This is a genomic window from Methylobacterium sp. 17Sr1-1, assembly GCF_003173775.1.
In the GTDB taxonomy this organism is placed as follows: Bacteria; Pseudomonadota; Alphaproteobacteria; order Rhizobiales; family Beijerinckiaceae; genus Methylobacterium.
This window is the reverse complement of sequence record NZ_CP029552.1, coordinates 2,752,793-2,777,825: the sequence shown is the minus strand read 5'-3', so window position 1 is coordinate 2,777,825 and position 25,033 is coordinate 2,752,793. Positions and strand designations below refer to the sequence as shown.

Genomic DNA, 25,033 nt, shown 5'->3' with positions numbered 1-25,033 from the left:
CAATCCGGGGCTGCCGGTCGGGTGTGCGAAAGGCCGGCTGGCCGTGACGCAACGGCTCCGCTACCGTTCCGGCGAAGCCCGTTTGACCACAACGATTGGGGGAAGCGCCGCCATGGCGATGACGATGACCGGCGAGGTTCTGCTGCCGGCCGACCAGCAGACCGTGTGGGAGAAGCTGAACGACCCGGAAGTGCTCAAGCGCTGCATCCCGGGTTGCGAGACCCTCGAGAAGGTTGGGGACAACGAGCTGCAGGCCTCGGCGAAGATCGCGGTGGGGCCCGTGAAGGCGACCTTCAAGGGCAAGGTGACGCTCACCGACATCGACCCGCCGAATGGCTACCGCATCACCGGCGAGGGCCAGGGCGGTGTGGCCGGCTTCGCCAAGGGTGGGGCGGTGGTGCGCCTGGAGCCGGCCGAGGGCGGCCAGACCAAGATGACCTACGACGTCGAGGCCAGCGTCGGCGGCAAGATCGCCCAGCTCGGCGGCCGCCTGATCAACGGCGTCGCCAAGAAGTACGCCGACAACTTCTTCGACACGTTCGCCAAGGAGGTCCAGGGCGGCGTCGCCGGCGAGACCTCGGCGGCCTGAGCCCGATTTCGATCGCCCGCGATCAACTTGTTGCGAGGCAAACGGGCAGGGTGCCCCGAATCGGCGGAAAACGGCCGGTTTGCGCGCCAAAATGCCGAGGCGGGGCGCCTTGACCGGCGCTTCCGCCCGGTTGACACTCGAATTCGAGCGATTCCAGAGAGGCACGGCCGACCCGGCCACCGCGAGCGACAGGGTCCGACAGACAGGACCCGCGGGTCTTTGGCCAAGTGTCCTGGGCCAGGAGGAGGACGTCACCCATGAGCGCTGTCAGCCTGACGGTGAACGGCAAGGCCGTGACCGCCGACATCGATCCGCGCACGCTGCTGGTGCAGTACCTGCGCGACACTCTCCGTCTCACCGGCACCCATGTCGGCTGCGACACCTCGCAGTGCGGCGCCTGCGTCGTCCATCTCGACGGGGAGGCGATCAAGGCCTGCACCGTCCTGGCGGTGCAGTGCGACGGCCGCTCCATCACCACCATCGAGGGTCTGGCGTCGGGCGGCGAGCTGCATCCGATGCAGGCGGCCTTCCGCGAGCATCACGGCCTCCAGTGCGGCTACTGCACCCCGGGCATGATCATGACCGCGGTGGACCTGGTGCGCCGGAAGGGCAACGCGCTGGACGAGCAGACCATCCGGCACGAGCTCGAGGGCAACATCTGCCGCTGCACGGGCTACCACAACATCGTGAAGGCGATCGCGGCGGGCGCCGAGAACATGGCGTCCGAGCCGCAGAAGGTCGCGGCGGAGTAGCGCGACGTGCCGATAACCCTCCCCTCTCTGCGGGGGAGGGTGCCCGGCGGAGCCGGGCGGGAGAGGGGACGCCGCTTCCGGATAGGCCTGAACCGTTCTGAAGGCCGCCACCTGGATCGACGTCGCGCTGCCCCTCTCCCGGCTCGCTCCGCTCGCCACCCTCCCCCGCAGAGGGGGGAGGGTTAGGCGTCGTGCCCTATGAAAAATGTCCGCGCCATCCGGACCAACAAGAAACGCCACAAAGGACCGAGGCCGGCCCCCGATGCCGGTCCGCCAGGCCAGATCCGGGAGAGACACGCCCATGACCGCCACGGGTATCGGCGCCTCGGTGCGCCGCAAGGAAGATCAGCGCTTCATCACCGGCAAGGGCCGCTACGTCGACGACTACAATCGTCCGGGCCAGGCCTACGCCTATTTCCTGCGCTCGCCCCACGCCCACGCCGAGATCCGCGGCATCGACACGGCCGCCGCCGCCGCCATGCCGGGCGTGGTCGGGATCCTGACCGGCGCGGACCTCGCCGCCGACAAGGTCGGCGGGCTGATCTGCGGCTGGATGATCCATTCCAAGGACGGCACGCCGATGAAGGCCGGGGCGCACCCCGCCCTCGCCCAGGGCAAGGTGCGCTACGTCGGCGACCACGTCGCGGTCGTCATCGCCGAGACCCTGGCCCAGGCCAAGGACGCCGCCGAGGCGATTTCGGTCGATTACGACGTGCTCCCGGCGGTGGTCGAGACCGCCAAGGCCTCGGGTGCGAGCACGGTGGTGCACGACGTCGCCCCCGACAACACCGTCTTCAACTGGCATCTCGGCAACCAGGCCGACGTCGAGGCGGCCTTCGCCCGCGCGGCGCACGTGACCAAGCTCGACATCGTCAACAACCGGCTGGTGCCGAACCCGATCGAGCCCCGCGCCGCCGTCGGCGAGTACGACGAGGCCGAAGAAGCCTTCACCCTCTACACCACGAGCCAGAATCCCCACGTCGCCCGCCTCGTGCTCTCGGCCTTCATCGGCATCGCGCCGGAGAACAAGCTGCGGGTGGTGGCGCCCGACGTCGGCGGCGGCTTCGGATCGAAGATCTTCATCTATGCCGAGGAGACGGTCTGCGTCTGGGCGGCGAAGAAGGTCGGACGGCCGGTGAAGTGGACCAGCGATCGCACCGAGGCGTTCCTGTGCGACGCCCACGGCCGCGACCACGTCACCCACGCCGAACTCGCGACCGACGAGAGCGGCAAGATTCTGGCGCTCAAGGTCCACACCATCGCCAATCTCGGCGCCTACCTGTCGACCTTCTCCTCGTCGGTGCCGACCTACCTCTACGCGCCGCTCCTGTCGGGCCAGTACAACATCCCGGCGATCTACTGCGAGGTCGACGGCGTCTACACCAACACCGCGCCGGTCGACGCCTATCGCGGCGCCGGGCGGCCGGAGGCGACCTTCGTCATCGAGCGGCTGGTCGAGGTCGCGGCGCGCGAGCTGAACCAGGAGCCGGCGAAGTTCCGGCGCAAGAACTACGTCAAGAGCTTCCCGCACCAGACGCCCGTCATCATGATGTATGACGGCGGCGACTATTCCGCCTCGCTCGACAAGGCGCTGGAGATCGCCGACCACAAGGGCTTCCCCCGCCGCCGGCGCGAGAGCGCCCGCAACGGCAAGCTCCGCGGCATCGGCTTCTCGTCCTACATCGAGGCCTGCGGCATCGCGCCCTCGCAAGCGGTGGGCTCCCTCGGCGCCGGCGTGGGCCTGTGGGAATCGGCCGAGGTGCGGGTGAACCCGACCGGGTCGATCGAGGTGCTGACCGGCTCGCACAGCCACGGCCAGGGCCACGAGACCACCTTCGCCCAGCTCGTCTCCGATCGGCTCGGCGTGCCGATCGAGAACGTCAGCATCGTGCACGGCGACACCGACAAGGTGCAGTTCGGCATGGGCACCTACGGCTCGCGCTCCGGCGCGGTCGGCATGTCGGCCATCGCCAAGGCGATCGACAAGGTGGTGGCCAAGGGCCGCAAGGTGGCGGCCTACGCGATGGAGGCCGGGGAGGACGACATCGAGTTCAAGGACGGCCGCTTCTCGGTCGCCGGCACCGACAAGTCTCTCGCTTTCGGGGAAGTGGCGCTGCAAGCCTACGTCGCCCACAAGTTCAGCGGCGCGCAGCTCGAGCCCGGCCTGAAGGAGGGGGCGTTCTACGATCCCACCAACTTCACCTTCCCGGCCGGGATGCACATTTGCGAGCTCGAGGTCGACCCGGAGACCGGTGTCGTGACGATCGAGCGCTTCACCGCCGTCGACGATTTCGGCAACGTCATCAACCCGATGATCGTCGAGGGCCAGGTCCATGGCGGCATCGCGCAGGGCGTCGGCCAGGCCCTGTTCGAGGGCGCGCTCTACGATGCGGACGGCCAGCTCGTCACCGCGAGCTTCATGGATTACCGCATGCCGCGGGCCGAGGACCTGCCCTCGTTCGAGGTCGGCATGACGGTGACGCCGTGCCCGTCGAACCCGCTCGGCATCAAGGGCTGCGGCGAGGCCGGTGCCATCGCGGCGCCGGCCGCCGTGATGAACGCGCTGACCGACGCCCTCGGCCACGAGAACATCGCGATGCCGGCCACGCCCCTGGCGGTGTGGCGGGCGGCGCAGGCGAGCCCCCACCTGCGCCCGGAAGCCGCGGAATAAGATCAAGTCTGGAGAGCATCATGTACGCTTTCGCCTATCACCAGCCGACCAGCCTCAAGGAGGCCGTGAGCCTGCTTTCCGGCGAGGACGCCAAGCTCGTCGCCGGCGGCCACACCCTGATCCCGACGATGAAGCAGCGCCTCGCCGCCCCCGGCACGCTGATCGACCTCGGCAAGGTGCCGGACCTCGTCGGCATCGAGCGCAGCCCGCGCTCGATCACCATCGGCGCCATGACCACCCACAGCGCGGTCGCCGAGTCGAACGACGTGAAGGAGGCGATCCCCGCTCTCGCCGAGCTGGCCGCGCTGATCGGCGACCCGGCGGTGCGTCACCGCGGCACGATCGGCGGCTCGGTCGCCAACAACGATCCCGCGGCCGACTACCCGGCGGCCTGCCTGGCGCTCGGTGCCACGATCAGCACCAACAAGCGCAAGCTCACGGCGGAAGAGTTCTTCACCGGCCTGTTCGAGACCGCGCTCGAAGAGGGGGAGATCGTCACCGGCGTCTCGTTCCCGATCCCCCACAAGGCGGCCTACGAGAAGTTCCGCAACCCGGCCTCGCGCTACGCCCTCGTCGGCGTGTTCGTCGCCAAGCGCCCGAGCGACATCCGCGTCACGGTGACCGGCTCGGGCTCCAACGGCGTGTTCCGCTGGACCGAGGCCGAGGAGGCTCTGGGCAAGCGCTTCGCCGCGAAGTCGCTGGAGGGGATGTCGCCGTCGGCTGACGGGCTCAACAGCGACATCCACGCCGATGCGGCCTACCGCGCCCACCTGATCGGCGTGATGGCGCGGCGCGCGGTGCAGAAGGCGGCGGACCGGTAGGGCGCTGGCCTTACCCTCCCCCCTCTGCGGGGGAGGGTGCCCCACGGAGTGGGGCGGGAGAGGGGACCGCGACGGCGCAGGATGTGGCGCCCTTCTTGACGGTCGCGGCCTCTCCGGAAGCGTGGTTCCCCTCTCCCGACCCCTGCTGACGCAGGGGCCACCCTCCCCCGCAGAGGGGGGAGGGACTGGACGGGCAGCGGCTCGCCTCAATATTCGACACCCTGAAGCCCCGGCGGACGCGACCGCCTCCCGCGAGAAGCAGCCTCCGCCACGATGAATCTCCCCACCTCGATCGACGCCACCCAGGCGCTGCTCTCCTCCGCCGGCTACGTCGCCGACCGGGCGCTCTCCACCGTCGTCTTCCTGTCGCTCAAGCTGAAGCGGCCGCTCTTCCTCGAAGGCGAGGCCGGGGTCGGCAAGACCGAGATCGCCAAGGTGCTGGCGAAATCCCTCGGGCGGCCGCTGATCCGGCTGCAATGCTACGAGGGCCTCGACGTCGCGGCTGCGGTCTACGAGTGGAACTATGCCGGGCAGATGATGGCGATTCGCCTCGCCGAGGCCGGCGGCGCCGTCGACCGCGAGCGGCTGGAATCCGAACTCTTCTCCGAGCGCTATCTGATCCGCCGGCCGCTGCTCCAGGCCCTGGAGCCGGGCGAGGGCGGGGCGCCGGTGCTGCTGATCGACGAGTTGGATCGCACCGACGAGGCCTTCGAGGCCTTCCTTCTCGAGGTGTTGTCCGATTTCCAGGTCACGATCCCGGAACTCGGCACCGTGCGCGCCCCCGAGCCGCCGCTGGTCATCCTGACCTCGAATCGCACCCGCGAGATCCACGACGCGCTCAAGCGCCGCTGCCTCTACCACTGGGTCGATTACCCGGACGCGGAGCGCGAGCTGCAAATCCTGCGCACCCGCCTGCCCAATGCCCCAGAGGCCCTGTCGCGCCAGGTCGTCGGCTTCGTGCAGGCGATCCGCAAGGAGGACCTGTTCAAGGCGCCCGGCGTCGCCGAGACCCTGGACTGGGCCACCGCCCTCGTCGAGCTCGACGCCGTCGCCCTCGATCCGACCCTCGTCATCGACACGCTCGGCGTGCTGCTGAAATACCAGGACGACATCCAGGCGATGCAGGGCGGGCGGGCCAAGGCGCTGCTCGACGAGGTGAGATCGTCCGGCGGATGAGCGACGCTCCCGCGGGCACCGGCCGGCTTCCCGACAACATCGCCTATTTCGCCCGGGCCCTGCGCGCCGCCGGCGTGCCGGTCGGGCCCGGGGACGTGATCGACGCCGTCGAGGCGGTCGAGGCCGCCGCCATCGGCAGCCGCGAGGATTTCTACTGGACGCTGCACGCCGTGCTGGTGCGCCGGCACGAGCACTCGGCCCTGTTCGCCGAGGCCTTCCGGCTGTTCTGGCGCCGGCGCGACCTCATCGAGAAGATGATCGCCCAGATGTCGCCGGTCGCCCCCGACAAGGCGCCGCGTAAAGACCCGAATGCCGGGGCTTTGCGGGTGCAGGAGGCGCTGTCGCCGAAGACGGAACGGCCCAAGCCCAAGATCACGGAGGAAGACCTCACCACCGTCACCCTGTCGGTGTCGCAGTCCGAGGTGCTGAAGGGCAAGGACTTCGCCCAGATGAGCGCCGACGAGGTGGCGCAGGCCCGCCGCCTGATCGCCTCGTTGCGGCTCCCCGACGACGCGACCCGGACCCGGCGGTTCGCGCCGCGCCCGCGCGGGCGCATCGATCCGCGCCGCAGCTTCCAGCGCACGGTGCGGGCGGGCGGGGCCATCGACCTCGCCTTCCGGGCGCCGCGGGAGCGCCCGCCGCCGATCGTCGCGCTGTGCGACATCTCCGGCTCGATGGCGGAGTATTCGCGGCTGTTCCTGCATTTCCTGCACGCGCTCTCCGAGCAGCGCCGGGTGCACAGCTTCGTCTTCGCGACCCGGCTCACCAACATCACCCGGGAGCTGACCCGCCGCGACCCCGACGAGGCGCTCGCCCGCGCCAGCGCCCGGGCGCAGGACTGGGAGGGCGGCACCCGCATCGCCGAGGCCCTGCACCTGTTCAACCGGCACTGGTCGCGCCGGGTGCTCGGCGGCGGCGCCGTGGTCCTGCTGTTCACCGACGGGCTGGAGCGCGAGGTGACGCCGGAGCTGACCCACGAGATGGACCGCCTGCGGCGCTCGTGCCGGCGCTTGGTCTGGCTCAACCCCCTGCTGCGCTTCGACGGGTTCTCGGCGCGGGCCAGCGGCATCCGGGCGATGCTGCCCCATGTCGACGATTTCCGGCCGATCCACAGCCTGTCGGCGATGGCGGATCTGTGCCGCGCGCTCGGCGCACATCAGCCGCGCGGCCGCGCGCCGAAGGCGTGGTTGCGCGACGCGAGCTGACACCTAATTTCTGGAACGGGGCCGACGGCCCCGGAGACCTTGTCACATGCTGTCGACAGATACCGACATCCTTGCCACCGCCGAATCCTGGCGCGAGGCCGGCCGCGGCGTGGCGCTCGCCACCGTGATCGAGACCTGGGGATCGGCCCCGCGCCCGGTCGGCAGCCACCTCATCATCGACGAGGAGGGAAATTTCCTCGGCTCGGTCTCGGGCGGCTGCGTCGAGGGCGCGGTCATCGCCGAGGCCGCCGACGTGATCGAGGACGGCAAGCCCCGGGTGCTCGAATTCGGCGTCGCCGACGAGACCGCCTGGCGGGTCGGCCTGTCCTGCGGCGGGCGCATCCGCGTGCTGGTCGAGCCGGTCGCGTGAGGCTCGACATCCTGCGGGAGATGAACCGGGAGCGCGCCGCCCGCCGCGCCGTCATCCTGGTCACCGACACCGCCGACGGCGCCCAGCGCCTGGTGCGCGAGGCCGAGGTCGAGGCCGATCCGCTCGCCTCCGAGCTGTCGGCGCGGTTCCGTTCGGGCAAGAGCGGGATCGTCGAGGCCGAGGGCCGCTCGCTGTTCCTCACCGTCCAGGTGCCGCCGCCGCGCCTCGTGGTGATCGGCGCGGTCCATATCAGCCAGGCGCTCGCCCCGATGGCGAAGGCGACCGAGCTCGACGTCGCGATCATCGATCCGCGCACCGCTTTCGCGACGCCGGAGCGCTTTCCGGACGTGACCCTGCTGGCGCTCTGGCCGGACGACGCCCTGGCCCAGCTGCCGCCCCTCGACCGCTACACCGCGGTCGCCGCCCTGACCCACGACCCGAAGATCGACGATCCGGCGCTCGTCGCGGCGCTGAAGGCGGAGTGCTTCTACGTCGGCGCGCTCGGCTCGCGGAAGACCCACGGACGGCGCGTCGAGCGCCTGACGGAAGCCGGCCTGAGCGACGAGCAGATCGGCCGCATCGCCGCGCCGATCGGCCTCGATATCGGTGCCGTCAGCCCGGCCGAGATCGCCGTCTCGGTGCTGGCGCAGGTGATCGCGGCCCTGCGCCGGGACCGGCGCCGGGCGCCCGCATGAGGTTCGGCCCGGTTCCGATCGGAGAGGCCGTCGGGCTGATCGCCGCCCACTCGGTCCGCGCCGGCGACGCGGTGGTGAAGAAGGGCCGGCCGATCGGCGCCGAGGACGCGGCCCGGCTCGAAGCGGCCGGCATCGCCGAGGTGGTGGCGGTGGCCCTCGAACCGGGCGATGTCGGCGAGGATGCGGCGGCGCGGACGCTCGCGGCCGCGGTGGCGGGGCCGGGCGTCACGGTCGAGCCGCCCTTCACCGGACGGTCGAACCTGCACGCCGCGCAGGCCGGCCTGCTCGTCCTCGACGAGGCGGCGATCGCCGGCGTCAACCGCGTCGACGAGGCGGTGACCCTCGCGACCCTGGTGCCGTTCAAGCCGGTGGTTCCCGGCGAGATGGTGGCCACCGTCAAGATCATTCCCTACGCCGTGCCGGGCGCGGTGCTCGACCGGGCGCTCGCCGCGGCCGCGCCGGCGATCCGGGTCGCGCCGTACCGCCTGGGTCGGGTGGCGGCGATCTCGACCCTGCTGTCCGGTCTCAAGGCCAGCGTCGTCGACAAGACCCTGCGCACGCTGGAGGCTCGCCTCGGCCCCGCCGGGGCGCGGATCGTCGGCGAGGCACGGGTGCCGCACGAGGCCGGTGCCGTGGCGCGGGCCCTGCGCGACGCGATCGAGCGGGACGGCGCGGAACTGGCGGTGGTGTTCGGCGCCTCGGCGATCGCCGACCGGCGCGACGTGATCCCGGCCGGGATCGAGGCCGCCGGCGGCGTGGTCGATCATCTCGGCATGCCGGTCGATCCCGGCAACCTGCTGCTGCTCGGCCGCCTGCGCCAGGATTCGCCGCACCCGGTGCCGGTGATCGGCGCTCCCGGCTGCGCCCGCTCGCCGAAGGAGAATGGCTTCGACTGGGTGCTGCAGCGGCTCCTTGCCGGCCTGCCCGTCACCCGCGACGACATCGTCGGGTTCGGAGTCGGCGGGCTGCTGATGGAGATCGTGTCGCGGCCCCAGCCCCGGGACGGTGGAGAGAGCGCGGATGACCCTTGAGCCGGTCGGTACGGTGCTGCTCGCCGCCGGCCGCGGCACCCGCTTCGGCGCGAGCCCGAAGCTGCTGAGCCGCCTCGACGGCAAGCCGCTGGTGCGCCACGCGGCCGAAGCCGCGGTGGCGGCGGATCTCGGACCGGTGGTGGCGGTGCTCGGCCATGCCGGTGACGAGGTCCGCGCGGCGCTCGCCGGGCTGCCGCTGATGCTGGTCGAGAACCCCGCCTACGCGGAGGGCCTGTCGACCTCGCTGCGCGCGGGGCTCGGCGCCCTGCCTGGACCCGTCCCGGCGGCGCTCGTCCTCCTCGGCGACATGCCGCGGGTCGGGCCCGGCCTGCTGCGGCGTCTCGCCGAGGCGTTCCGCAGGGCGGCGGCCGTGCCGTCGGCCGTGGTCCCGGTGCAGGGCGGTCATCGCGGCAACCCGGTGCTGCTCAACCGCATCCTCCTCGCGGACGGCCTTGCCGGTCTCACCGGCGACCGCGGCGCCGGGCCGCTGCTGGCGCGGCGCCAGGACGTGCTGGAATTGCCGGTGGATGAACCGGGCGTGCTGATCGATGTGGATACGCCGGCGGCCCTGTCGCGGCTGTCCTGAGCCGTTGCTCGAAACCGTGACCGGGGTCGCGCTGAGAGCCTGTTTCACTGGCCTCTACAGGTCACCCTGGCCAGACAGCTGAGCTGCTCCAATCAACCAAAAGCCGTTTGCCTCTGCACGTCCCCCACAGGAGAGGGGACGTGCGCTCTGTTTCGATTCAAACCGATCGCGCGGACATCGCCGGCCGCCCCTACGTCACGACCGACGGCTCCGTCCGCCCGGTATGCTGCACGATCCCGGCGACCGCCTCGGCGGCGGCCACGACCGGGGCCAGCATCTCGGCGGTCGGGGCGTCGAGCCGGTCCTTCGAGAAGCGCTCGAGATAGACCCGCAGGGTCGCCCCGACCGTGCCGGTGCCCGACAGGCGGAACACCACGCGGGCATCCTCGCGAAACAGGATCCGCACGCCCTGGCGCGCCGTCACCGAGCCGTCGACCGGGTCGGTATAGGCGAAGTCGTCCGCCGCCTCGACGGTCAGTTCGCCGATGCGCTGCCCCGGCAGCCCGGCGAGCTTGCCACGAAGCGCGCTCATCAGCCCCTCGGCGGCGGCGCTCTCCACCTCCTCGTAATCGTGGCGGGCGTAGTAGTCGCGGCCGTACGTCGCCCAGTGGTCGCGCACCACCTGGTCGGCGCGCTTCCCCGTCGCGGCGAGCAGGTTGAGCCAGAGCAGCACCGCCCACAGGCCGTCCTTCTCGCGCACGTGGTTCGAGCCGGTGCCGGCGCTCTCCTCGCCGCAGAGCGTGATCCGCCCGGCATCGAGCAGGTTGCCGAAGAACTTCCAGCCGGTCGGGGTCTCGAAGGCCGGAACGCCCAAGCGCGCCGCGACCCGGTCGGCGGCGCGGCTCGTCGGCATCGAGCGGGCGACGCCCGACAGCCCCGCCTTGTATCCGGGCGCCAGATGGGCGTGGGCGGCGAGGATCGCCAGGCTGTCGCTCGGGGTGACGAAGAGGTGGGGGGCGACGATCATGTTGCGGTCGCCGTCGCCGTCGGAGGCGGCGCCGAAATCGGGCGCGTCCGGGCCGGTCATCAGCGCCATCAGGTCGTGGGCGTGGACCGGGTTCGGGTCCGGGTGATGGCCGCCGAAATCGGGCAGGGGCTCGGCGTTGACCACCGTGCCGGCCGGGGCGCCGAGGCGCCGCTCCAGGATCTCCTTGGCGTAGGGCCCGGTCACCGCGCTCATCGCGTCGAACCGCATCCGGAAGCCGGACGCGAACAGCGCCTTGATGGCGGGGAAATCGATCAGCGTCTCCATCAGGGCGGCGTAATCCGCCACCGGATCGATCACCGTGACGGTGGCGTCGCCGAGAGCCACGTCGCCGAGCGCGTCGAGGTCGATGTCGGGTGCCTCGACGATGCGGTACTCGGTGATCGCCTTGGTGCGGGAGAAGATCGCCTCGGTCACCGGCTCGGGCGCCGGGCCGCCGTTGCGGGCGTTGAACTTGATGCCGAAATCGCCCTCGGGGCCGCCGGGATTGTGGCTCGCCGAGAGCACTACGCCGCCGATCGCACCGTATTTGCGGATCACGCAGGAGGCGGCGGGAGTCGAGAGCAGGCCGCCGCGGCCGACCAGGATGCGCGAGAAGCCGTTCGCCGCCGCGATCTTCAGGGTCGTCTGCACCACCTCGCGGTTGAGGAAGCGCCCGTCGCCGCCGACCACCAGGGTCGTGCCGGCCCGGTCGGGCAGGCAGTCGACGATCGCCTGGACGAAGTTCTCCACGTAACCGGGCTGGCGGAAGACCGGGACCTTCTTGCGCAGGCCCGAGGTGCCGGGCTTCTGGTCGGGGAAGGGCTGCGTGGGAACGGCCTTGACGGTCATGGGGTCTCGTCTCGGTGAAGGCGGGAGGACCAGCCCGATGCCGGCCGGTCCCTCGACCTCGGCTTATGCCGCCTCCCGCCGCCGCGTGCCAGCCTGCGCGGGCGGATTCACGCGGCGGCCTCCTCCCCGCGCGGCCGGCCGGTGGTCAGGTGGCGGAAGGCCTCGATCGGGGCCGGGCGGCCGAACAGGTAGCCTTGCGCCTCGTGGCAGGCCTCGGCCCCCAGGAAGGCCAGCTCGGCCGAGGTCTCGACTCCCTCGGCGAGCACCGGCAGCCCGAGGCCTCTCCCCAAGCCCAGCACCGTGCGCACGATCGTCGCGGCCTGCTCGCTCGTATCGACCGAGCGGGTGAAGGAAGAATCGATCTTGATCTTGTCGAACGGGAAGGCGCGCAGGTTCGACAGCGACGAGTAGCCGGTGCCGAAATCGTCCATCGCGATCCGCACCCCCATCGCCTTGACCCGCCGCAGGGTGGCGAGCGCCCGCGGCAGGTCGCGGATCAGCGCGGTCTCGGTGATCTCGAGTTCGAGGCGGGCGGGAGCCAGCCCGGTGGTGAACAGCACCTCGTGCACCAGCTCCGAGAAGCCGGGAGCGTGGAGCTGCACCGCCGAGACGTTGACGGCGATGCGCAGCGGTTTGTCCCAGGCCGCGGCCTCGCGGCAGGTCTCGCGCAGGACCCACTCGCCGATCTGCAAGATGCTGCCGGTCTCCTCCGAGATCGGGATGAACAGGTCGGGCGGGATGGTGCCGCGCTCCGGATGGTGCCAGCGCAGGAGCGCCTCGAAGCCCACCGCCTCGCCGGTATCGATGCGGGTCTGGGGCTGGTAGACGATCCTGAACTCCCCCCGCTCGACGGCGTGGCGGAGGTCGTGCTCGATCTGGCGCCGCTCGCGGACCTGCACGCCCATCCGCGCCTCGTAGAAGCGCAGGCGCCCGCGGCCCTCCTGCTTGGCGCGGTAGAGGGCGGTGTCGGCCTGGATCATCAGGGTCTCGGCCTCGACGCCGTCATGCGGGAAGACCGCGATGCCGAGGCTCGCCGCCGCGATCACCCCGGCCGGCCCGGTCTCGGCCTGACGGAGCGCCGCCAGGATCGCCTCGCCGAGGGCCTCGGCGCCGGCCGCGTCGAGATTCGGCGCCAGCACGGCGAACTCGTCGCCGCCGAGCCGCGCCAGCATCTGGCCGCGGCCGAGCACGGCGGTGATCGCCGCGCAGACCGCGCGCAGCAGGCCGTCGCCGGCGGCGTGGCCGAACAGGTCGTTGACCTCCTTGAACCGGTCGAGATCGGCGCAGAGCACCGCCAGCGGCCGGCCGGCGGCCTCTGCGAGCGCGAGCTCCTGCGCCAGCCGGGCGTTGAAGCTGTTGCGGTTCGGTACCCCCGTCAGGGCGTCGTGGTGGGCGAGGTAGGCGATCCGCGCCTCGGCGCGCTTGCGCGCCCGCAGATCGCGCACCGCCAGGGCGGCGTGCGGGCGACCGGCGAAGTCGATGACCCGGCGGATCACCTCGACCGGCACCAGGCCGCCGTCGTGCCGGCGCAGCTGCGCCTCGAGCGCCTCCGCGGCGTCGGTGGCGGCCGGCTCGACGAGGATGCCCGACAAAGCCGCCCCGGTCAGAGCCTCGGGGGTGAGGCCGACCAGGTCGGCGAAGCTGTCGTTCAGGGTGACGATCCGGTCGCCGTCGCAGACCACCAGCCCCTCGGCGGCGGCGTTGGCGAGCCCCCGCATCCGGTCGCCCTCGAGCACCGAGCGGCGCTCGTCGCGCAGGTGCAGCCACAGCCCGGCGAAGGCCAGGACCAGGATCGTGATGCTGGCCAGCGCCACCGCCACGGCGAGGATCGCCGCCGGCACCGCCGTGCCGGACAGGGCGATAGCCGGATCCGGCACGATCACCGCCGCGCTCATCGCGGTGAAGTGCAGGCCGCAGATGCCCGCCACCATCAGGCCGGCTCCGGCGAGCTTCACCCCGACGGACGCCGCCCGCAGGGTGGTGGCCAGCGCCAGGCTGCCGAGACCCGCACCCGCCGCGAGCGCCGCCAGGACGAGGCCGGGATCCCAGACGATGCGGCCGGCCACCTCGAAGGCCGCCATGCCGGTGAAGTGCATGGCGCCGACGCCGAGGCCGATCTGCGCGCCGCCGATCCACGCCGCCCCGGGCAGGCCCGGGCGCAGGGCGATCCAGAAGCCCGCCGCCGCCATGCCGATCCCGATCAAGAGGGACAAACCGGTCAGGCCGAGGTCGTAGGCGGAGGGAATGCCCGGCGAGAAGGCCAGCATGGCGATGAAATGCGTCGCCCAGATCCCTGTCCCGCCCGCCAGAGCGGCGGTGGCGAGCCACAGCCGGCGCTCCCGGCCAGCATTGACGCGGGCATGGTCGAGGAGCGCCAGGCTGGTCGCCGCAGCAAGGTTGCATACAACCGCCGCGAGCAAAACCAACTTGAGGTCGTGAGTTCCAGTAATACAATCGTAGAGGGCGATCACGATCAGCGTCCCATGTGCGGGCTCTTTGTGCCCAATCAGGTGCGCTGGGGTGATGAACATCCATGTTGTCTCTTGCCCGTCCCGATCATTTCCGTGTCACGTAGTGAATTTGTTCCTAATGAGCCCGGCGGCCGATCGCGACGGCGGCTCGGCGGGATTCCTTTCCGGGCCCTCCCGCCCCGGGCTCTTTCCTCGGGGTCCCTCCGGCTCTTGGCAGGCCGGAGCCGTCGACCGATATCCGTCCGCGACGAGGAACGGACGTGAGCGCGATGCAGAATGAAGAGCCCGGCGCCCCGGCGCGGCCGACGCTGGACGAGGACACGATCGCCTTCGCGGGCCGGGTCTTCCAGTATGCCCGCCTCGGCCACCACGCGGAGCTGGGCGAGCTGCTGGGCATGGGCCTGCCGCCCAACCTGCGCAACGACAAGGGCGATACGCTGCTGATGCTCGCGGCCTATCACGGCCACGTCGAGACGGTCGGCGTGCTGATGGCGCACAAGGCCGATCCGGAGATCGCCAACGACCGCGGCCAGACCCCCCTCGCCGCGGCGGCGTTCAAGGGCGCGATGCCGGTGGTGCTGGCCCTCCTCGATAGCGGGGCCGCCATCGACGGCGCCGGGCCGGACGGGCGCACCGCCCTGATGACGGCGGCGATGTTCAACCGCGTCGAGATGGTGGAGACGCTGCTCGCCCGCGGTGCCGATCCGGGCCGCCAGGACGCGAGCGGCCACACCGCCGAGAGCGCCGCCCGCGCGATGAACGCGCCGGATACGCCGGAGGTGCTGGCTCGGGCGACCGGCCAGTCGGGCTAGAGCATTTTCCGACGAAGTGGACACCGGCTCATCGAAGAAAATGCGGCAGTATCAAATATTTAGAGCGCTTGGCGATTGCAGCGCAATCGGGAAGCGCACTAAGTGCACCTCACAAAACTCCCGCCGCGCTGACGCCGCCACAGCCAGCGACAACGGCAATCGGGAGTTTTGTGAGAGACACTAAACCGCTGGCGGCGCCTTCACCATCAGCCCGCGCCGGGCCTCGATCGTCTGCCAGGCCATCAGCGCCGGCAGGCCCAGCACCACGTCCGGCACCCGCTTGACCAGGGAGAGGGCGAGCGCGGTGTGGGGATCGATGCCGAACAGGCTGCCGAGGAGCACGAAGCCGCCCTCCTGCACGCCGAGCCCGCTCGGGACCGGGAAGGCGGCGGACTTGATCGCCTGGCTGAGCGACTCGAGCACCACCGCCTCGGCGAGGGTCACGCCCTGGATGCCGATGCAGTGCAGGGCGATCCAGATCTCCAGGGCGCCGAGGAACCAGGCCGCGAGGTGGAGCAGGAAGCCCTGGCCGAGGGGCAGCCAGCGCCGGCGGTCCCAGACCGCGTCGAGGGCGGCCTGCACGCCGCCGCCGGCCGGCGTCGTCCCGCCCTCGGCGGCGAAGCGGCGGGCCAGCATCGTCACCCGGCGCTCGATGAAGGCGGCGCCGCCGTAGCGCTGCACGGCGAAGAAGGCGGCGAGGACGACCCCGCTCAAGGCGAGCCCCTTGGCGCACCACGCCGCCAGGGTCGCGGCTTGCTCGCCTTCGAGCTGCGACAGGAGCACGACGCCGGTCAGCGCGAACAGGGCCTGGGTGACGACCTGGAAGAACATGTCGACCAGGATGCCGGCGGCGCTCGCCGCTCCCGTCACGCCCCAGAAGGTGAGGAGGCGTGCGCCCAAAACCTCGCCGCCGACCGAGGCGACGGGCAGGAGCACGTTGACGCCCTCGCGCACGAAGCGCAGCAGCACGAACGGCCCGGCGGCCACCGCGACGAGGCCGGTGAGGGTCCGGGCCCAGGCGAGCCCGCACAGTCCGATGATCGCGACGCGCACCCCCACCACCGCGACGATGCCGAGGAGGCCGACGCGCCCGAAGGCGTCGGCCACCGCGCCGACGTCGTTGGCGGCGACGAGCCAGAGGGCCAGCACCACGCCGATCGCGGCGCCCAGCAGCGGCACCCGCCGCAGCAGGCGGCGGCCGAGGCTCGGACGCGTCCCGGCCCGGGCCGCTCCGGTTTCCGCCGCCGTCACGGCGCGTCGCCCGGGAGAAGGGCGTCCAGCATCGCGGCGGGTTCGAGGGTCGGATCGAGCACCAGGAGCCGGCCCGCGCCGAGGGAGCCGGCGGTGGCGAGCGTCAGGCTGCGCTTCGGGCACAGGCCGAGGCAGCCGGTCTCGACCACCCGCACCTTGCGGCCGCGGTGATCCGCCTTGAGGGCGCGCTTCAGCCCGCCCCGCACCGCCTTGGCGCCGACCCCCTGCCGCTTGGCGCACTTGGCGCACACCATCACGATCTCGGCGAAGGGCGCGGTCGCCGCCTTGGCCGGCCCGCGTTTCGTCACCTCGGCCTTGCTCACCGCGCCCCGGTCTCCCGTTCCGTCACCGTATCCTGGGGCGTGGTTAACCCTGGGCCGGAGCGGGCGCAACGCGGCATCCGGACTTAGGTTACGGCCTCGCTGAGCCGCACGCACCGCGCCGCATGGCCGGCCCCGACAGCAACCCGCGCCGGCAGGCCCTCCCGGCAGGCCGGGACGACGAGCCCGCAGCGGGGCTCGAACGGGCAGCCGGGGGGCGGGTCGGCGAGGTCGGGGGGCGAGCCGGGGATCGTGGCGAGCCGCACGCCCTTCGGCGAATCCGGGGTGATGCGGGAGGCGAGCAGCCCCCGCGTGTAGGGATGCGCCGGCGTGCCGACGACCGCGCCGCTCGCGCCGACCTCGACGAGGTGGCCGCCATACATCACCGCCACCCGGTCGGCGACCTGCACCGCCACGCCGACGTCGTGGGTGACGAAGATCACCGCGAGGCCGAGGTCGCGCTGCAGCTCGCGCAGCAGGAGCAGGATCTGGATCTGCACCGTGGCGTCGAGGGCCGTCGTCGGCTCGTCGGCGAGGAGCACCTTCGGCCGGCAGGCCAGCGCGAGCGCGATCATCGCCCGCTGGCGCATGCCGCCGGACAGTTCGTGCGGGTAGGCATCGAGCCGGCGAGCCGGCGAGGGGATGTGGACGCGCTCGAACAGTTCGAGCGCCCGGGCCCGCCCGGCGGCGCGCGACACGCGCTCGTGGCGCATCACGGCCTCGGCGATCTGGTCGCCGATGCGGTAGACCGGATCGAGGGCGAGGCCCGGATCCTGAAAAATCATCGCGACGGTGCCGCCGCGATAGGCCGAGAGCGCCTTCGGCTTCAGCGTCAGCACGTCGTGCTCGTCGACGCGCAGATGGCCGCCGATGCGGGTGCGCGATTCCGGCAGGAGCCGCATCAGCGCCCGCAGGGTCACGGACTTGCCCGAGCCCGATTCGCCGAGGAGCGCCAGGGCCTCGCCGGCCCGGATCGAGAAGTCGACCCCGCCGACCGCTCGGACCGGCTTGCGGCCACCGAGGAAATCGACCGTGAGGTCGCGGACCTCGATCAGGGCGTCGGTGGTGGCGGTGTCGGGGTTGCGCAGGGGTGCGTTCATGAGGGCCTCACGCCGCCAGCGGGATTGCGGGAGCCCTCGGATGGCCGGAGCCCGCCACCGCCATGTGGCAGGCGGCGAAGTGGGCCGGCGCGACCGGATCGAGGTCGGGCTCGCGGGTGCGGCAGACCTCCGCGGCGAACTGGCAGCGGGTGTGGAAGCGGCAGCCCGGGGGCGGGTTGATCGGGTTCGGCGGGTCGCCGGAGAGCGGAGCTTCCTCCAGCCGGGCGTCCGGGTCGGTCGAGGGTTGGGACGCGAGGAGCGCCGCCGTGTAGGGGTGGCGCGGTGCCCCGAGGATCGCGTCGGCCGGGCCGATCTCGGCGATCCGGCCGAGATACATCACCATCACCCGGTCGGACATGAAGCGCACGACGTTAAGGTCGTGCGAGATGAAGATGTAGGTCAGGCCGAACTCGGTCTTGAGGTCGGTGAGCAGGTTGAGCACCTGCGCTTCCACCGACTTGTCGAGGGCCGAGACCGCCTCGTCGAGGATCAGCAGCCGCGGCTCGAGGGCGAGCGCCCGGGCGATGTTGACCCGCTGGCGCTGGCCGCCCGACACCTCGTGCGGATAGCGCCCGCCGAAGCGCCGCGGCTCCAGGCCGACCCGGCGCAGGAGGTCGTGGGCGCGCGACAGGGCGGCCGCCGCCGAGAGACCGTGCGCTCGCGGGCCGAACGCCACCGACTCCTCGACCGTGAGCCGCGGGTTGAGCGAGGCGTAGGAATCCTGGAAGACCATCTGCACCTGGCGGCGATAGGCCTTCAGGTCGAGGGCGCGGGAGCCGAGCAGCTCGCCGTCGAAGACGATGTCGCCGCGATCCTGCTTGCTGATCTGCATCAGGAGGCGCGCCGTCGTCGACTTGCCGCAGCCGGACTCGCCGACGACACCCAGGGTCTCGCCCTTCATCACCGAGAAGTCGACGCCGTCGACGGCGCGCACCGCCGGGCCCTTGCCGAACAGGCCGCCCTTGCCGGCAAAATGCTTCACCAGGCCGTCGACGGTCAGCAGCGGCTGCGCGGGACCGCCGCGGTCGCGGGGATCGAGCTCGGTCACTGGCGCACCTCCATGGCCGAGCGCAGGCCGTCCGAGAGCAGGTTGAAGGAGATCGAGGTCAGGAAGATCATCACGCCGGGGAGCGCGGCCACGACCGGGTTGACGTAGATCGCGGTGCGCAGGGTGTTGAGCATCAGGCCCCATTCCGGCTCCGGCGGCTTCACGCCGAGGCCGAGGAAGGAGAGCCCCGAGGCCAGGATCATCGAGACCGAGATCAGGCTAGTGGCGTAGACGAAGACCGGTCCCAGCACGTTGCCGAGCACCTGCACCCGCACCACCGTGAACGGGTGGGCGCCCGAGACCCGGGCCGCCTCGACGTAGTCGCGGTTGCGGATCTGCACCGTGACGCTCTCGGCGACGCGGGTGATCTGGGGCACGAACACGACGGTGAGCGAGACGATCGAGTTCAGGATTCCGGCCCCGAGCGCGCCGGAGAGCGCGATGGCGAGCAGCACCGACGGGAAGGCGAAGAACACGTCGACCACGCGCATGATCAGCGTGTTGACCCAGCCGCCGGCATAGCCCGCGAGGATCCCGAGGCCGGAGCCGACGAAGAACGCGATGACGACCGGCAGCACGCCCATGAACAGCGACAGGCGGCCGGCATAGAGGAGACGCGTGAGCATGTCGCGGCCGAGCTCGTCCGAGCCGAGCCAGTAGGTGGCGTCGCCGACATGGCGCAGGCGCCGGACCATCGAGCCCTTGAACGGGTCCATCGGGGCGATCAGCGGCGCGAAGATCGCCGCGAGCACGATGCACAGGATCACGAAGGCGGCCGCCATCGCGACCGGATCGCGGGCAAGGCGCCGCAGGACGCTGCCCCAGTAGCCGCGCGAGGCGACGACCGGGATCTCGGGGGCCGCGACCGCCGCGACGGGATCGCCGGTGGCGAGGGAGGTCTGGATCGTCATGGGATCACGCCCTCTCGATGCGGGGGTCGAGGGCGGTCTGCACCACGTCGACCAGGAGGTTGAGGGTGACGAAGAACATCGCCAGCACCAGGATCGTGCCCTGAAGCAGCGGCAGGTCGCGCTGGAAGATCGCGGCGTTGAGGAGGAAGCCGGTGCCCGGCCAGGCGAAGACGGTCTCGATCAGGATCGAGCCGCCCAGCAGGTAGCCGAGCTGCAGCCCCATGATGGCGATGGCGGTGGGGGCCGCGTTCTTCACCACGTGGCGGAAGACGCCGAATTCCGACAGGCCCTTGGCGCGGAGCGCCTGGACGAAGTCCTGGTGCAGGATGTCGCCGACGAGGGCCCGGACGGTGCGGGAGATCACCCCCATGGGGATCACCGACATGGTGATGGCCGGCAGCAGGATGTAGCGCAGGTGCTCGAGGTCCGGGAACCAGTTGCCCGATCCTTGCGGCCCCGCACCCGTCGGCGGCAGCCAGCCGAGGGTGGCCGAGAACACGATCACCATCACGATGCCGAGCCAGTAGTGGGGCACGCTGACTCCGAACACCGCGATGGCGGAGGCCACCCGGTCGAGCCAGGAATCGCGGGCGTAGCCGGCGACGAAGCCGAAGAAGGTGCCGAAGGTGAAGCCGATCAGCGTCGCGACGGAGGCGAGGATCAGGCTGTTGCCGACGGCGCGGCCGACCTCCGCCAGGACCGGGCGGCCGGTGGCGATCGAGGTGCCGAGATCGCCGTGCAGCACCTTCCAGAGCCACAGGCCGTACTGCACCGGCAGCGGCTTGTCGAAACCGTAGGCGGCGCGCATCTGCGCCTGCATCTCGGCGGTGGCGTCGACCGGCAGGATCGCGCTCAGGGGATCGCCGGGGGCGAGGTGGACGAGGAGGAAGCACACCAAGCTGACGCCCAGGGCGACCGGGGCGGCGTAGCCGATGCGCTTGAGGATGAAGAGGATCATGAGGCGGCGCCGGTTGTCGGTGTCGTGGTCCGCCCGGCGGGAGGCCGGGCGGGATGTCCCATGGCCCGTCGCGCGAGACGGGTGGGTGTCAGGCGGTCACTTCGCCCTGGTGATCACCTTCTGGTGATCACTTCGCCATCGTGATCGGCGAGAAGTCCTGGAACCAGCTCTGGGCCTGGACGAAGCCCTGCACCTTCTTGCTCATCGCCCGCGGGTTGACGTCGTGGGTGACCATCAGGAACAGCGCGTCATCGACGAACTTCTCGTGGATCTTCTGCAGCACCGCGACCTGATCCTTCGGCTCGAAGGTCGAGCGGACCTCGTCGAACAGCTTGTCCATCGCCGGATCGCAGTAGTAGCCCCAGTTGGTGCCGTTCGGCGGCGCCAGGTTGCACTGGGCGTGGCGGATGAAGGCGGTGAACGGGTCCTGGATCAGGTAGGAGTAGTTCATCGCGGTGCCGCCGCGGGCGCTGTCGGACTTCGAGCCGGCGCGCCAGATGTTGATCAGCGTGTTCCACTCCACGACCTCGTAGTCGACCTTGATGCCGACTTCCGCGAGGTTCTGCTGGATGAACTCGTTCATCGGCAGCGGCTGCATCTGGCCCGAGCCCGAGGCCGAGATCAGCACCTTGGTGGTCAGCGGCTTGTTCGGGCCGTAGCCGGCCTCCTTCAGGAGCTTCTTCGCCGCTTCCGGATCGTACGCGACCTTGAAGGTGGGCTTGCCGAACCACGGATGGCCGGGGGTCAGGAAGCCTTCGGCCGGGGTGGCGAGGCCGCCGAGGAACTCCTTCAGGCCCTCGCGGTCGACGGCGAGGTTCGCGGCCTTGCGCACCCGCACGTCGTTCCACGGCGAGCCCTCGGCCCGCGACAGGTGCCAGGTCCAGTTATGCGGGTAGAGGTTCGTGACCAGGGCGAAGCCCGCCGACTTGAGCGACGCGACCGCGTCCGGCGCCGGCGCCTCGATCCAGTCGACCTGGCCAGACCGGAGCGCCGCGACACGGGCATTGGCCTCGGGGAGCGGGACCAGCACCATCTTGTCGAGCTTGGGCACCCGGCCCTTGTCCCAGTACTCCTTGTTCGGCACCAGCTCCAGGCGCTCGCGCGGCACGAAGCCGGTCACCTTCCAGGGCCCGGTGCCGGAGGGCGCTTTCGCCACCGCGTCCCAGCTCTTGCCCTGCTTCTCCCAGTTGGCGGGAGACGACATCAGGATCCAGGCGAGCTGGTAGGGGAAGGTCGCGTCCGGGGTCTTGGTGACGATCTCCAGCGTCATCGGGTCGACCGCCCGGTAGGAGGCGACGGCCGGGATGCGGGTGCGCCCCTGCGCCGACTGGCGCGGGTCGAATTGCGGGCTGTCCGACTTCAGCAGCTTGTCGAGGTTCCACACCACCGCATTGGCGTCGAAGGCGGAGCCGTCGTGGAAGGTGACGCCGGGCCGGAGCGTGAAGATCCAGCGGGTCTTGTCGGCGGGATCCACCTTCCAGGAGGTGGCGAGGCCGGGGGTCAGGTCGGAGGCCTTGTCGGCCCGGCTGAGGTCCCAGTTGATGAGGGCGTCGTACACCGTGTAGCCGGTGAAGCGCATGCCCTCGCCGCCGTTGTCGGCCTGGCCGGTGGTGAGCGGGATGTCGGAAGCGGTCATCCCGATGCGCAGCACGCCCTGCGCGCTCGCAGGCCCCACCAGCGCGAGGGCGAGAGCGAGACCGGAGAGGGTCCGCCCGAGCGGGCGCAGGGGCAGGCGGGTGGGCAGCGGCATCGTGAAACATCCCCGGTGGTGAGTGACGGGGACGGGTTTGCAAGAGACTTGCCAGTTGGTTCCCGGAGGCGAAGCCCGGTTTTCGGGCAACGACGATGCCTAAATTTCGGGCTGCCTCGTTCGAAGGCGAACGATCCCGCTCAAATTGCCCTCACGTGAGGCAGGCCTCCGCTTGCGCGGCATCGATCTGCCGGTCGGCGACGAGATGGGCGAGGCCGTGCACCAGGGCCCAGGCGCGCAGGGCCTCGCGCTCGGCGCGGTCCGAGGGCTCGCGCTCCGCCACGACGCTCCGCAACGCCCCGAACGCGGCGGCGGCGGCCTCGGCGAGGTCCGGGTGGCCTGCGCGCTCGATCACGCCGCCGAACATCAGTCGGAAGGTCGCCCGGTCGCGATCGGCGAAGCGCAGGTAGGCCCGGCCGAGGGCCTCGAGCCGGCCGGTCGGCCCCGCCTCGCTCCCGGCCTCCTCGAGTGCCCGGCGCAGCGCCTGGAACCCCTCGGTCGTGAGGGCGGCGAGCAACGCCTCGCGGCTGGCAAAGTGGCGGTAGGGCGCGTTGTGCGACACACCGGCATGGCGCGCGGCCTCCCGCAGCGTGACCGCTTCAACGCCGCCGGCCTCCAGCAGCTCGTGCGCCGCCGCGATCAGGCCACGGCGCAGGTCGCCGTGGTGATAGGCACTGCCGCCCTCGGATGTTGACAATGCCCACATTCCTCGTATGTTGCGCCTGTCAACATACGCGCGACGCGGCGGACCGCAAGGTACGGGAGCCGGCGCGCCTCGAGACGCCTCCGCCATGACCTTGCAGCCGCTCCTCCAGGCCTCGCCGGTGATCCAGGCCCACGCCGCGGCGGCGCTCGCCGCCCTGGTGCTCGGGGCGCTGCAATTCGGCCTGCGGCGCGGAGGCGGGCGGCAGCGGTGGCTGGGCCGGCTCTGGGTCGGGCTGGTGGCGGTGGTGGCCCTGAGCTCGTTCGGCATCTCCGGCCTGCGCCAGGTCGGGCCGTTCAGCTGGATTCACGCTCTGTCGGTGTTCACGCTCGCTGCTCTGGTGCGGGCGGTGCTCTACGCGCGGCGGGGCAACATCACGGCCCATCGCTGGACGATGATCGGACTCTATCTCGGGGCGCTGGTGATCACCGGATTGTTCACCCTGCTGCCCGGGCGCATCATGGGACACGTGGTGTTCGGGTGAAATCTTGAAGATCGTTCGTTGTCTTCTGCAAAATGGCCACCCTCCGCGTCATCCCGGAGCCGCGCAGCGGAACCCGGGATGACGCGGAGGGTGTCAGGACTGTCGATCACGTCGGGCAAGCGCCGCAACCCGGCGATCCGCAACCGGGTCAGCGCCGGCCCGCACCGAGCCGGTCGCGGTCCATCGCCACCGGCGGCCGGGTCGCCGGCGGCATCAGCAGCCGGTCGCGGCTCAGGCCCTTGTGGACATGGACCATCAGGGCGATGCCGAAGAGCGGCGTGAGGAGGTTGAGGACCGGGATCAGCATCAGCCCGGCGAGCAGCGCGCCGGCGAGCATCACGGTCCCGGTATGGTAGCGCCGCATGGCCCCGGCCTCCGGCAGCGGACGGAACCGGGCGGCGGCGAGTTCGAAATACTCGCGCCCCAGCAGGTAGGTGTTGGCGAGGAAGAACGCCGCGACGTTGATGCCCGGCACCAGCAGCAGCGCGAGCGCCGCGAGGTTGACGGCGAGCGCGAGGCCCGCGAACCGCACGGTGTAGAGCATCGCCTGGCTGAACGGCATCGCCCGGCCCGGCACCTCGTCCGGGAAGTCGGTGCGCTCGACGATGAGCGCGGCGTCGTCGAGGAAGTAGCCCGCCACCAGGATCGAGACCGGCGGCAGGATGTAGGCGAGGCCGACGAACAAACCGGCCCCCGCGAGGAACGACGCCACGGCGTTGACCATCGCGTAGTCGGTCGAGATCGGGTGGGCGGCGATCAGCGCCGCGATGCCCTTGGTGAGCAGGACCCAGATCAGGGCGAGCAGCCCGACCGTGAGGCCGAGCGACTTCCACAGGATCGCGCGGAGCGGGCGGGAGAAGACCTGCCGCAGGGCCGCGAAGGCGGCGTTGATGAGCATCGGGACCTCGGGGGTGGCGCACCGCTCACTTGATGCCGAACGGCCTCGCCGTCCAGGGGCGAACCGCGTCACGCTTCGCGGGTTGAGGCAGCACCAAACGTCACGTGTGCGGAATGGAGGTTCGACCGATGGACATCGCCGTTGACAAGGTCAGTGAGTTCATCCTGCGGGCCCGGGCCCTCGACGTGAAGGAGGGGTTGAGCGATCCCGATTCCGGCTCGAACCCGATCGACGACGGCGCCCGCGACGTGCTGGTCGACGGCACCGACGACGCGACCGAGGAGGAATTGCGCGAGATGATCGCCGGCCTCAACGACGACGAGCGGGCCGAATTGGTGGCGATCCTGTTCGTCGGCCGCGGCGACATGGAGCCGGAGGAATTCCCCGACGCGGTCCGCCTCGCCCGCGAGCGCGAGGCCGCCGGCACCCGCACCGCCGACTACCTGCTCGGGATCCCGAACGTGGGCGATCTGCTCGACGAGGGGCTGGCGGCGTTGGGACTGAACTCGGAGGTGTAACCAACTGATCGATCCGCTCTCGCGGATCTGAAACCCGCAGGGTCATCCCGGGGCCGCGAAGCGGAGCCCGGGATCCAGAGCCGCGGATCTGTCAGAT

The 25,033-nt window shown here is 71.2% G+C and carries 24 protein-coding genes; 13 read left to right on the top strand and 11 right to left on the bottom strand.

What is annotated here, in order from left to right:
- The first annotated feature begins 112 nt into the window (after positions 1-112).
- From DK412_RS12545 to DK412_RS12495, 10 genes are all read left to right on the top strand, one after another.
- The gene (locus tag DK412_RS12545; RefSeq protein WP_109972218.1) at positions 113-589 is read left to right on the top strand and encodes a carbon monoxide dehydrogenase subunit G; all 477 of its coding nucleotides are present in this window, start codon (positions 113-115) and stop codon (positions 587-589) included.
- Between the two features lie 257 nt (positions 590-846).
- On the top strand, positions 847-1,341 hold the full coding sequence (locus DK412_RS12540) for a (2Fe-2S)-binding protein (protein WP_109972217.1): 495 nt from the start codon (positions 847-849) through the stop codon (positions 1,339-1,341).
- Between the two features lie 301 nt (positions 1,342-1,642).
- Positions 1,643-4,012: a xanthine dehydrogenase family protein molybdopterin-binding subunit gene (locus DK412_RS12535; protein WP_109972216.1), complete on the top strand. Its 2,370-nt coding sequence runs from the start codon at positions 1,643-1,645 to the stop codon at positions 4,010-4,012.
- A gap of 20 nt (positions 4,013-4,032) precedes the next feature.
- Positions 4,033-4,833, top strand: a complete 801-nt coding sequence (locus DK412_RS12530) for a xanthine dehydrogenase family protein subunit M (RefSeq protein ID WP_109972215.1) — start codon at positions 4,033-4,035, stop codon at positions 4,831-4,833.
- Between the two features lie 273 nt (positions 4,834-5,106).
- Positions 5,107-6,009 (top strand): MoxR family ATPase, encoded by a 903-nt coding sequence (locus DK412_RS12520; protein WP_109972214.1) that lies wholly within the window; start codon positions 5,107-5,109, stop codon positions 6,007-6,009.
- The gene (locus DK412_RS12515; protein ID WP_109972213.1) at positions 6,006-7,214 is read left to right on the top strand and encodes a VWA domain-containing protein; all 1,209 of its coding nucleotides are present in this window, start codon (positions 6,006-6,008) and stop codon (positions 7,212-7,214) included. The genes DK412_RS12520 and DK412_RS12515 overlap by 4 nt, the downstream gene beginning before the upstream one ends.
- A 46-nt stretch (positions 7,215-7,260) precedes the next feature.
- Complete coding sequence (locus DK412_RS12510; RefSeq protein WP_093569555.1) at positions 7,261-7,584, top strand: XdhC family protein; 324 nt, start codon at positions 7,261-7,263, stop codon at positions 7,582-7,584.
- On the top strand, positions 7,581-8,279 hold the full coding sequence (locus tag DK412_RS12505; RefSeq protein ID WP_109972212.1) for an XdhC family protein: 699 nt from the start codon (positions 7,581-7,583) through the stop codon (positions 8,277-8,279). Before DK412_RS12510 ends, DK412_RS12505 begins: the two co-directional genes overlap by 4 nt.
- Entirely contained in the window at positions 8,276-9,310 is a 1,035-nt protein-coding gene (locus DK412_RS12500; protein WP_109972211.1) for a molybdopterin-binding protein, read from the top strand. The genes DK412_RS12505 and DK412_RS12500 overlap by 4 nt, the downstream gene beginning before the upstream one ends.
- Positions 9,300-9,896 (top strand): nucleotidyltransferase family protein, encoded by a 597-nt coding sequence (locus DK412_RS12495; RefSeq protein ID WP_109972210.1) that lies wholly within the window; start codon positions 9,300-9,302, stop codon positions 9,894-9,896. The genes DK412_RS12500 and DK412_RS12495 overlap by 11 nt, the downstream gene beginning before the upstream one ends.
- A 190-nt stretch (positions 9,897-10,086) precedes the next feature.
- Here the strand turns inward: DK412_RS12495 and DK412_RS12490 are convergent, their stop codons facing one another.
- Both DK412_RS12490 and DK412_RS12485 read right to left on the bottom strand, forming a co-directional pair.
- Positions 10,087-11,712 carry an alpha-D-glucose phosphate-specific phosphoglucomutase gene (locus tag DK412_RS12490; RefSeq protein ID WP_109972209.1) on the bottom strand — a complete coding sequence of 542 codons (1,626 nt, stop codon included), beginning with the start codon at positions 11,710-11,712 and terminating at the stop codon, positions 10,087-10,089.
- A gap of 107 nt (positions 11,713-11,819) precedes the next feature.
- The gene (locus DK412_RS12485; protein WP_245447616.1) at positions 11,820-14,183 is read right to left on the bottom strand and encodes an EAL domain-containing protein; all 2,364 of its coding nucleotides are present in this window, start codon (positions 14,181-14,183) and stop codon (positions 11,820-11,822) included.
- Between the two features lie 269 nt (positions 14,184-14,452).
- Here DK412_RS12485 and DK412_RS12480 point away from each other — a divergent pair, with 269 nt between their 5' ends.
- The gene (locus DK412_RS12480) at positions 14,453-14,995 is read left to right on the top strand and encodes an ankyrin repeat domain-containing protein (protein ID WP_109975229.1); all 543 of its coding nucleotides are present in this window, start codon (positions 14,453-14,455) and stop codon (positions 14,993-14,995) included.
- A 180-nt stretch (positions 14,996-15,175) separates the two neighbouring features.
- On the opposite strand, the gene DK412_RS12475 is transcribed toward DK412_RS12480, so the two are convergent.
- The 8 genes from DK412_RS12475 to DK412_RS12440 form a co-directional block, all read right to left on the bottom strand.
- Positions 15,176-16,246 (bottom strand): lysylphosphatidylglycerol synthase domain-containing protein, encoded by a 1,071-nt coding sequence (locus DK412_RS12475; protein WP_109972207.1) that lies wholly within the window; start codon positions 16,244-16,246, stop codon positions 15,176-15,178.
- Positions 16,243-16,569 carry a (2Fe-2S) ferredoxin domain-containing protein gene (locus tag DK412_RS12470; protein ID WP_109972206.1) on the bottom strand — a complete coding sequence of 109 codons (327 nt, stop codon included), beginning with the start codon at positions 16,567-16,569 and terminating at the stop codon, positions 16,243-16,245. The genes DK412_RS12475 and DK412_RS12470 overlap by 4 nt, the downstream gene beginning before the upstream one ends.
- An 83-nt stretch (positions 16,570-16,652) precedes the next feature.
- A complete protein-coding gene (locus tag DK412_RS12465; RefSeq protein ID WP_109972205.1) occupies positions 16,653-17,666 on the bottom strand; it encodes an ABC transporter ATP-binding protein in 1,014 nt (337 codons plus the stop codon).
- A gap of 7 nt (positions 17,667-17,673) precedes the next feature.
- Positions 17,674-18,714, bottom strand: coding sequence for an ABC transporter ATP-binding protein (locus DK412_RS12460; protein ID WP_109972204.1), 1,041 nt, complete (start codon positions 18,712-18,714; stop codon positions 17,674-17,676).
- Positions 18,711-19,625, bottom strand: coding sequence for an ABC transporter permease (locus DK412_RS12455; RefSeq protein WP_109972203.1), 915 nt, complete (start codon positions 19,623-19,625; stop codon positions 18,711-18,713). Before DK412_RS12455 ends, DK412_RS12460 begins: the two co-directional genes overlap by 4 nt.
- A gap of 4 nt (positions 19,626-19,629) precedes the next feature.
- Positions 19,630-20,583 (bottom strand): ABC transporter permease, encoded by a 954-nt coding sequence (locus DK412_RS12450; protein WP_093570284.1) that lies wholly within the window; start codon positions 20,581-20,583, stop codon positions 19,630-19,632.
- 127 nt (positions 20,584-20,710) lie between these two features.
- The gene (locus DK412_RS12445) at positions 20,711-22,333 is read right to left on the bottom strand and encodes an ABC transporter substrate-binding protein (protein WP_109972202.1); all 1,623 of its coding nucleotides are present in this window, start codon (positions 22,331-22,333) and stop codon (positions 20,711-20,713) included.
- Positions 22,334-22,484: 151 nt separating this feature from the next.
- Complete coding sequence (locus tag DK412_RS12440; protein ID WP_162596193.1) at positions 22,485-23,030, bottom strand: TetR/AcrR family transcriptional regulator; 546 nt, start codon at positions 23,028-23,030, stop codon at positions 22,485-22,487.
- A 94-nt stretch (positions 23,031-23,124) separates the two neighbouring features.
- Here DK412_RS12440 and DK412_RS12435 point away from each other — a divergent pair, with 94 nt between their 5' ends.
- Positions 23,125-23,520: a DUF2306 domain-containing protein gene (locus DK412_RS12435; protein ID WP_109972200.1), complete on the top strand. Its 396-nt coding sequence runs from the start codon at positions 23,125-23,127 to the stop codon at positions 23,518-23,520.
- Positions 23,521-23,668: 148 nt separating this feature from the next.
- On the opposite strand, the gene DK412_RS12430 is transcribed toward DK412_RS12435, so the two are convergent.
- Complete coding sequence (locus tag DK412_RS12430) at positions 23,669-24,418, bottom strand: sulfate transporter family protein (protein WP_109972199.1); 750 nt, start codon at positions 24,416-24,418, stop codon at positions 23,669-23,671.
- A 128-nt stretch (positions 24,419-24,546) separates the two neighbouring features.
- Between DK412_RS12430 and DK412_RS12425 the strand changes: the two genes are divergently transcribed.
- Positions 24,547-24,936 (top strand): DUF3775 domain-containing protein, encoded by a 390-nt coding sequence (locus DK412_RS12425; RefSeq protein WP_093570281.1) that lies wholly within the window; start codon positions 24,547-24,549, stop codon positions 24,934-24,936.
- The last annotated feature ends 97 nt before the right edge of the window (positions 24,937-25,033 follow it).

What these genes read in the sequence shown, in the direction of transcription:
- DK412_RS12500 (WP_109972211.1), top strand. Translation starts at nt 8,276, where the DNA reads ATGAGGTTCGGCCCGGTTCCGATCGGAGAGGCCGTCGGGCTGATCGCC.
- DK412_RS12445 (WP_109972202.1), bottom strand. Translation starts at nt 22,333, where the DNA reads ATGCCGCTGCCCACCCGCCTGCCCCTGCGCCCGCTCGGGCGGACCCTC.
- DK412_RS12515 (WP_109972213.1), top strand. Translation starts at nt 6,006, where the DNA reads ATGAGCGACGCTCCCGCGGGCACCGGCCGGCTTCCCGACAACATCGCC.
- DK412_RS12495 (WP_109972210.1), top strand. Translation starts at nt 9,300, where the DNA reads ATGACCCTTGAGCCGGTCGGTACGGTGCTGCTCGCCGCCGGCCGCGGC.
- DK412_RS12430 (WP_109972199.1), bottom strand. Translation starts at nt 24,418, where the DNA reads ATGCTCATCAACGCCGCCTTCGCGGCCCTGCGGCAGGTCTTCTCCCGC.
- DK412_RS12480 (WP_109975229.1), top strand. Translation starts at nt 14,453, where the DNA reads ATGCAGAATGAAGAGCCCGGCGCCCCGGCGCGGCCGACGCTGGACGAG.
- DK412_RS12465 (WP_109972205.1), bottom strand. Translation starts at nt 17,666, where the DNA reads ATGAACGCACCCCTGCGCAACCCCGACACCGCCACCACCGACGCCCTG.
- DK412_RS12545 (WP_109972218.1), top strand. Translation starts at nt 113, where the DNA reads ATGGCGATGACGATGACCGGCGAGGTTCTGCTGCCGGCCGACCAGCAG.
- DK412_RS12510 (WP_093569555.1), top strand. Translation starts at nt 7,261, where the DNA reads ATGCTGTCGACAGATACCGACATCCTTGCCACCGCCGAATCCTGGCGC.
- DK412_RS12425 (WP_093570281.1), top strand. Translation starts at nt 24,547, where the DNA reads ATGGACATCGCCGTTGACAAGGTCAGTGAGTTCATCCTGCGGGCCCGG.
- DK412_RS12540 (WP_109972217.1), top strand. Translation starts at nt 847, where the DNA reads ATGAGCGCTGTCAGCCTGACGGTGAACGGCAAGGCCGTGACCGCCGAC.
- DK412_RS12530 (WP_109972215.1), top strand. Translation starts at nt 4,033, where the DNA reads ATGTACGCTTTCGCCTATCACCAGCCGACCAGCCTCAAGGAGGCCGTG.
- DK412_RS12435 (WP_109972200.1), top strand. Translation starts at nt 23,125, where the DNA reads ATGACCTTGCAGCCGCTCCTCCAGGCCTCGCCGGTGATCCAGGCCCAC.
- DK412_RS12490 (WP_109972209.1), bottom strand. Translation starts at nt 11,712, where the DNA reads ATGACCGTCAAGGCCGTTCCCACGCAGCCCTTCCCCGACCAGAAGCCC.
- DK412_RS12535 (WP_109972216.1), top strand. Translation starts at nt 1,643, where the DNA reads ATGACCGCCACGGGTATCGGCGCCTCGGTGCGCCGCAAGGAAGATCAG.
- DK412_RS12450 (WP_093570284.1), bottom strand. Translation starts at nt 20,583, where the DNA reads ATGATCCTCTTCATCCTCAAGCGCATCGGCTACGCCGCCCCGGTCGCC.
- DK412_RS12520 (WP_109972214.1), top strand. Translation starts at nt 5,107, where the DNA reads ATGAATCTCCCCACCTCGATCGACGCCACCCAGGCGCTGCTCTCCTCC.
- DK412_RS12455 (WP_109972203.1), bottom strand. Translation starts at nt 19,625, where the DNA reads ATGACGATCCAGACCTCCCTCGCCACCGGCGATCCCGTCGCGGCGGTC.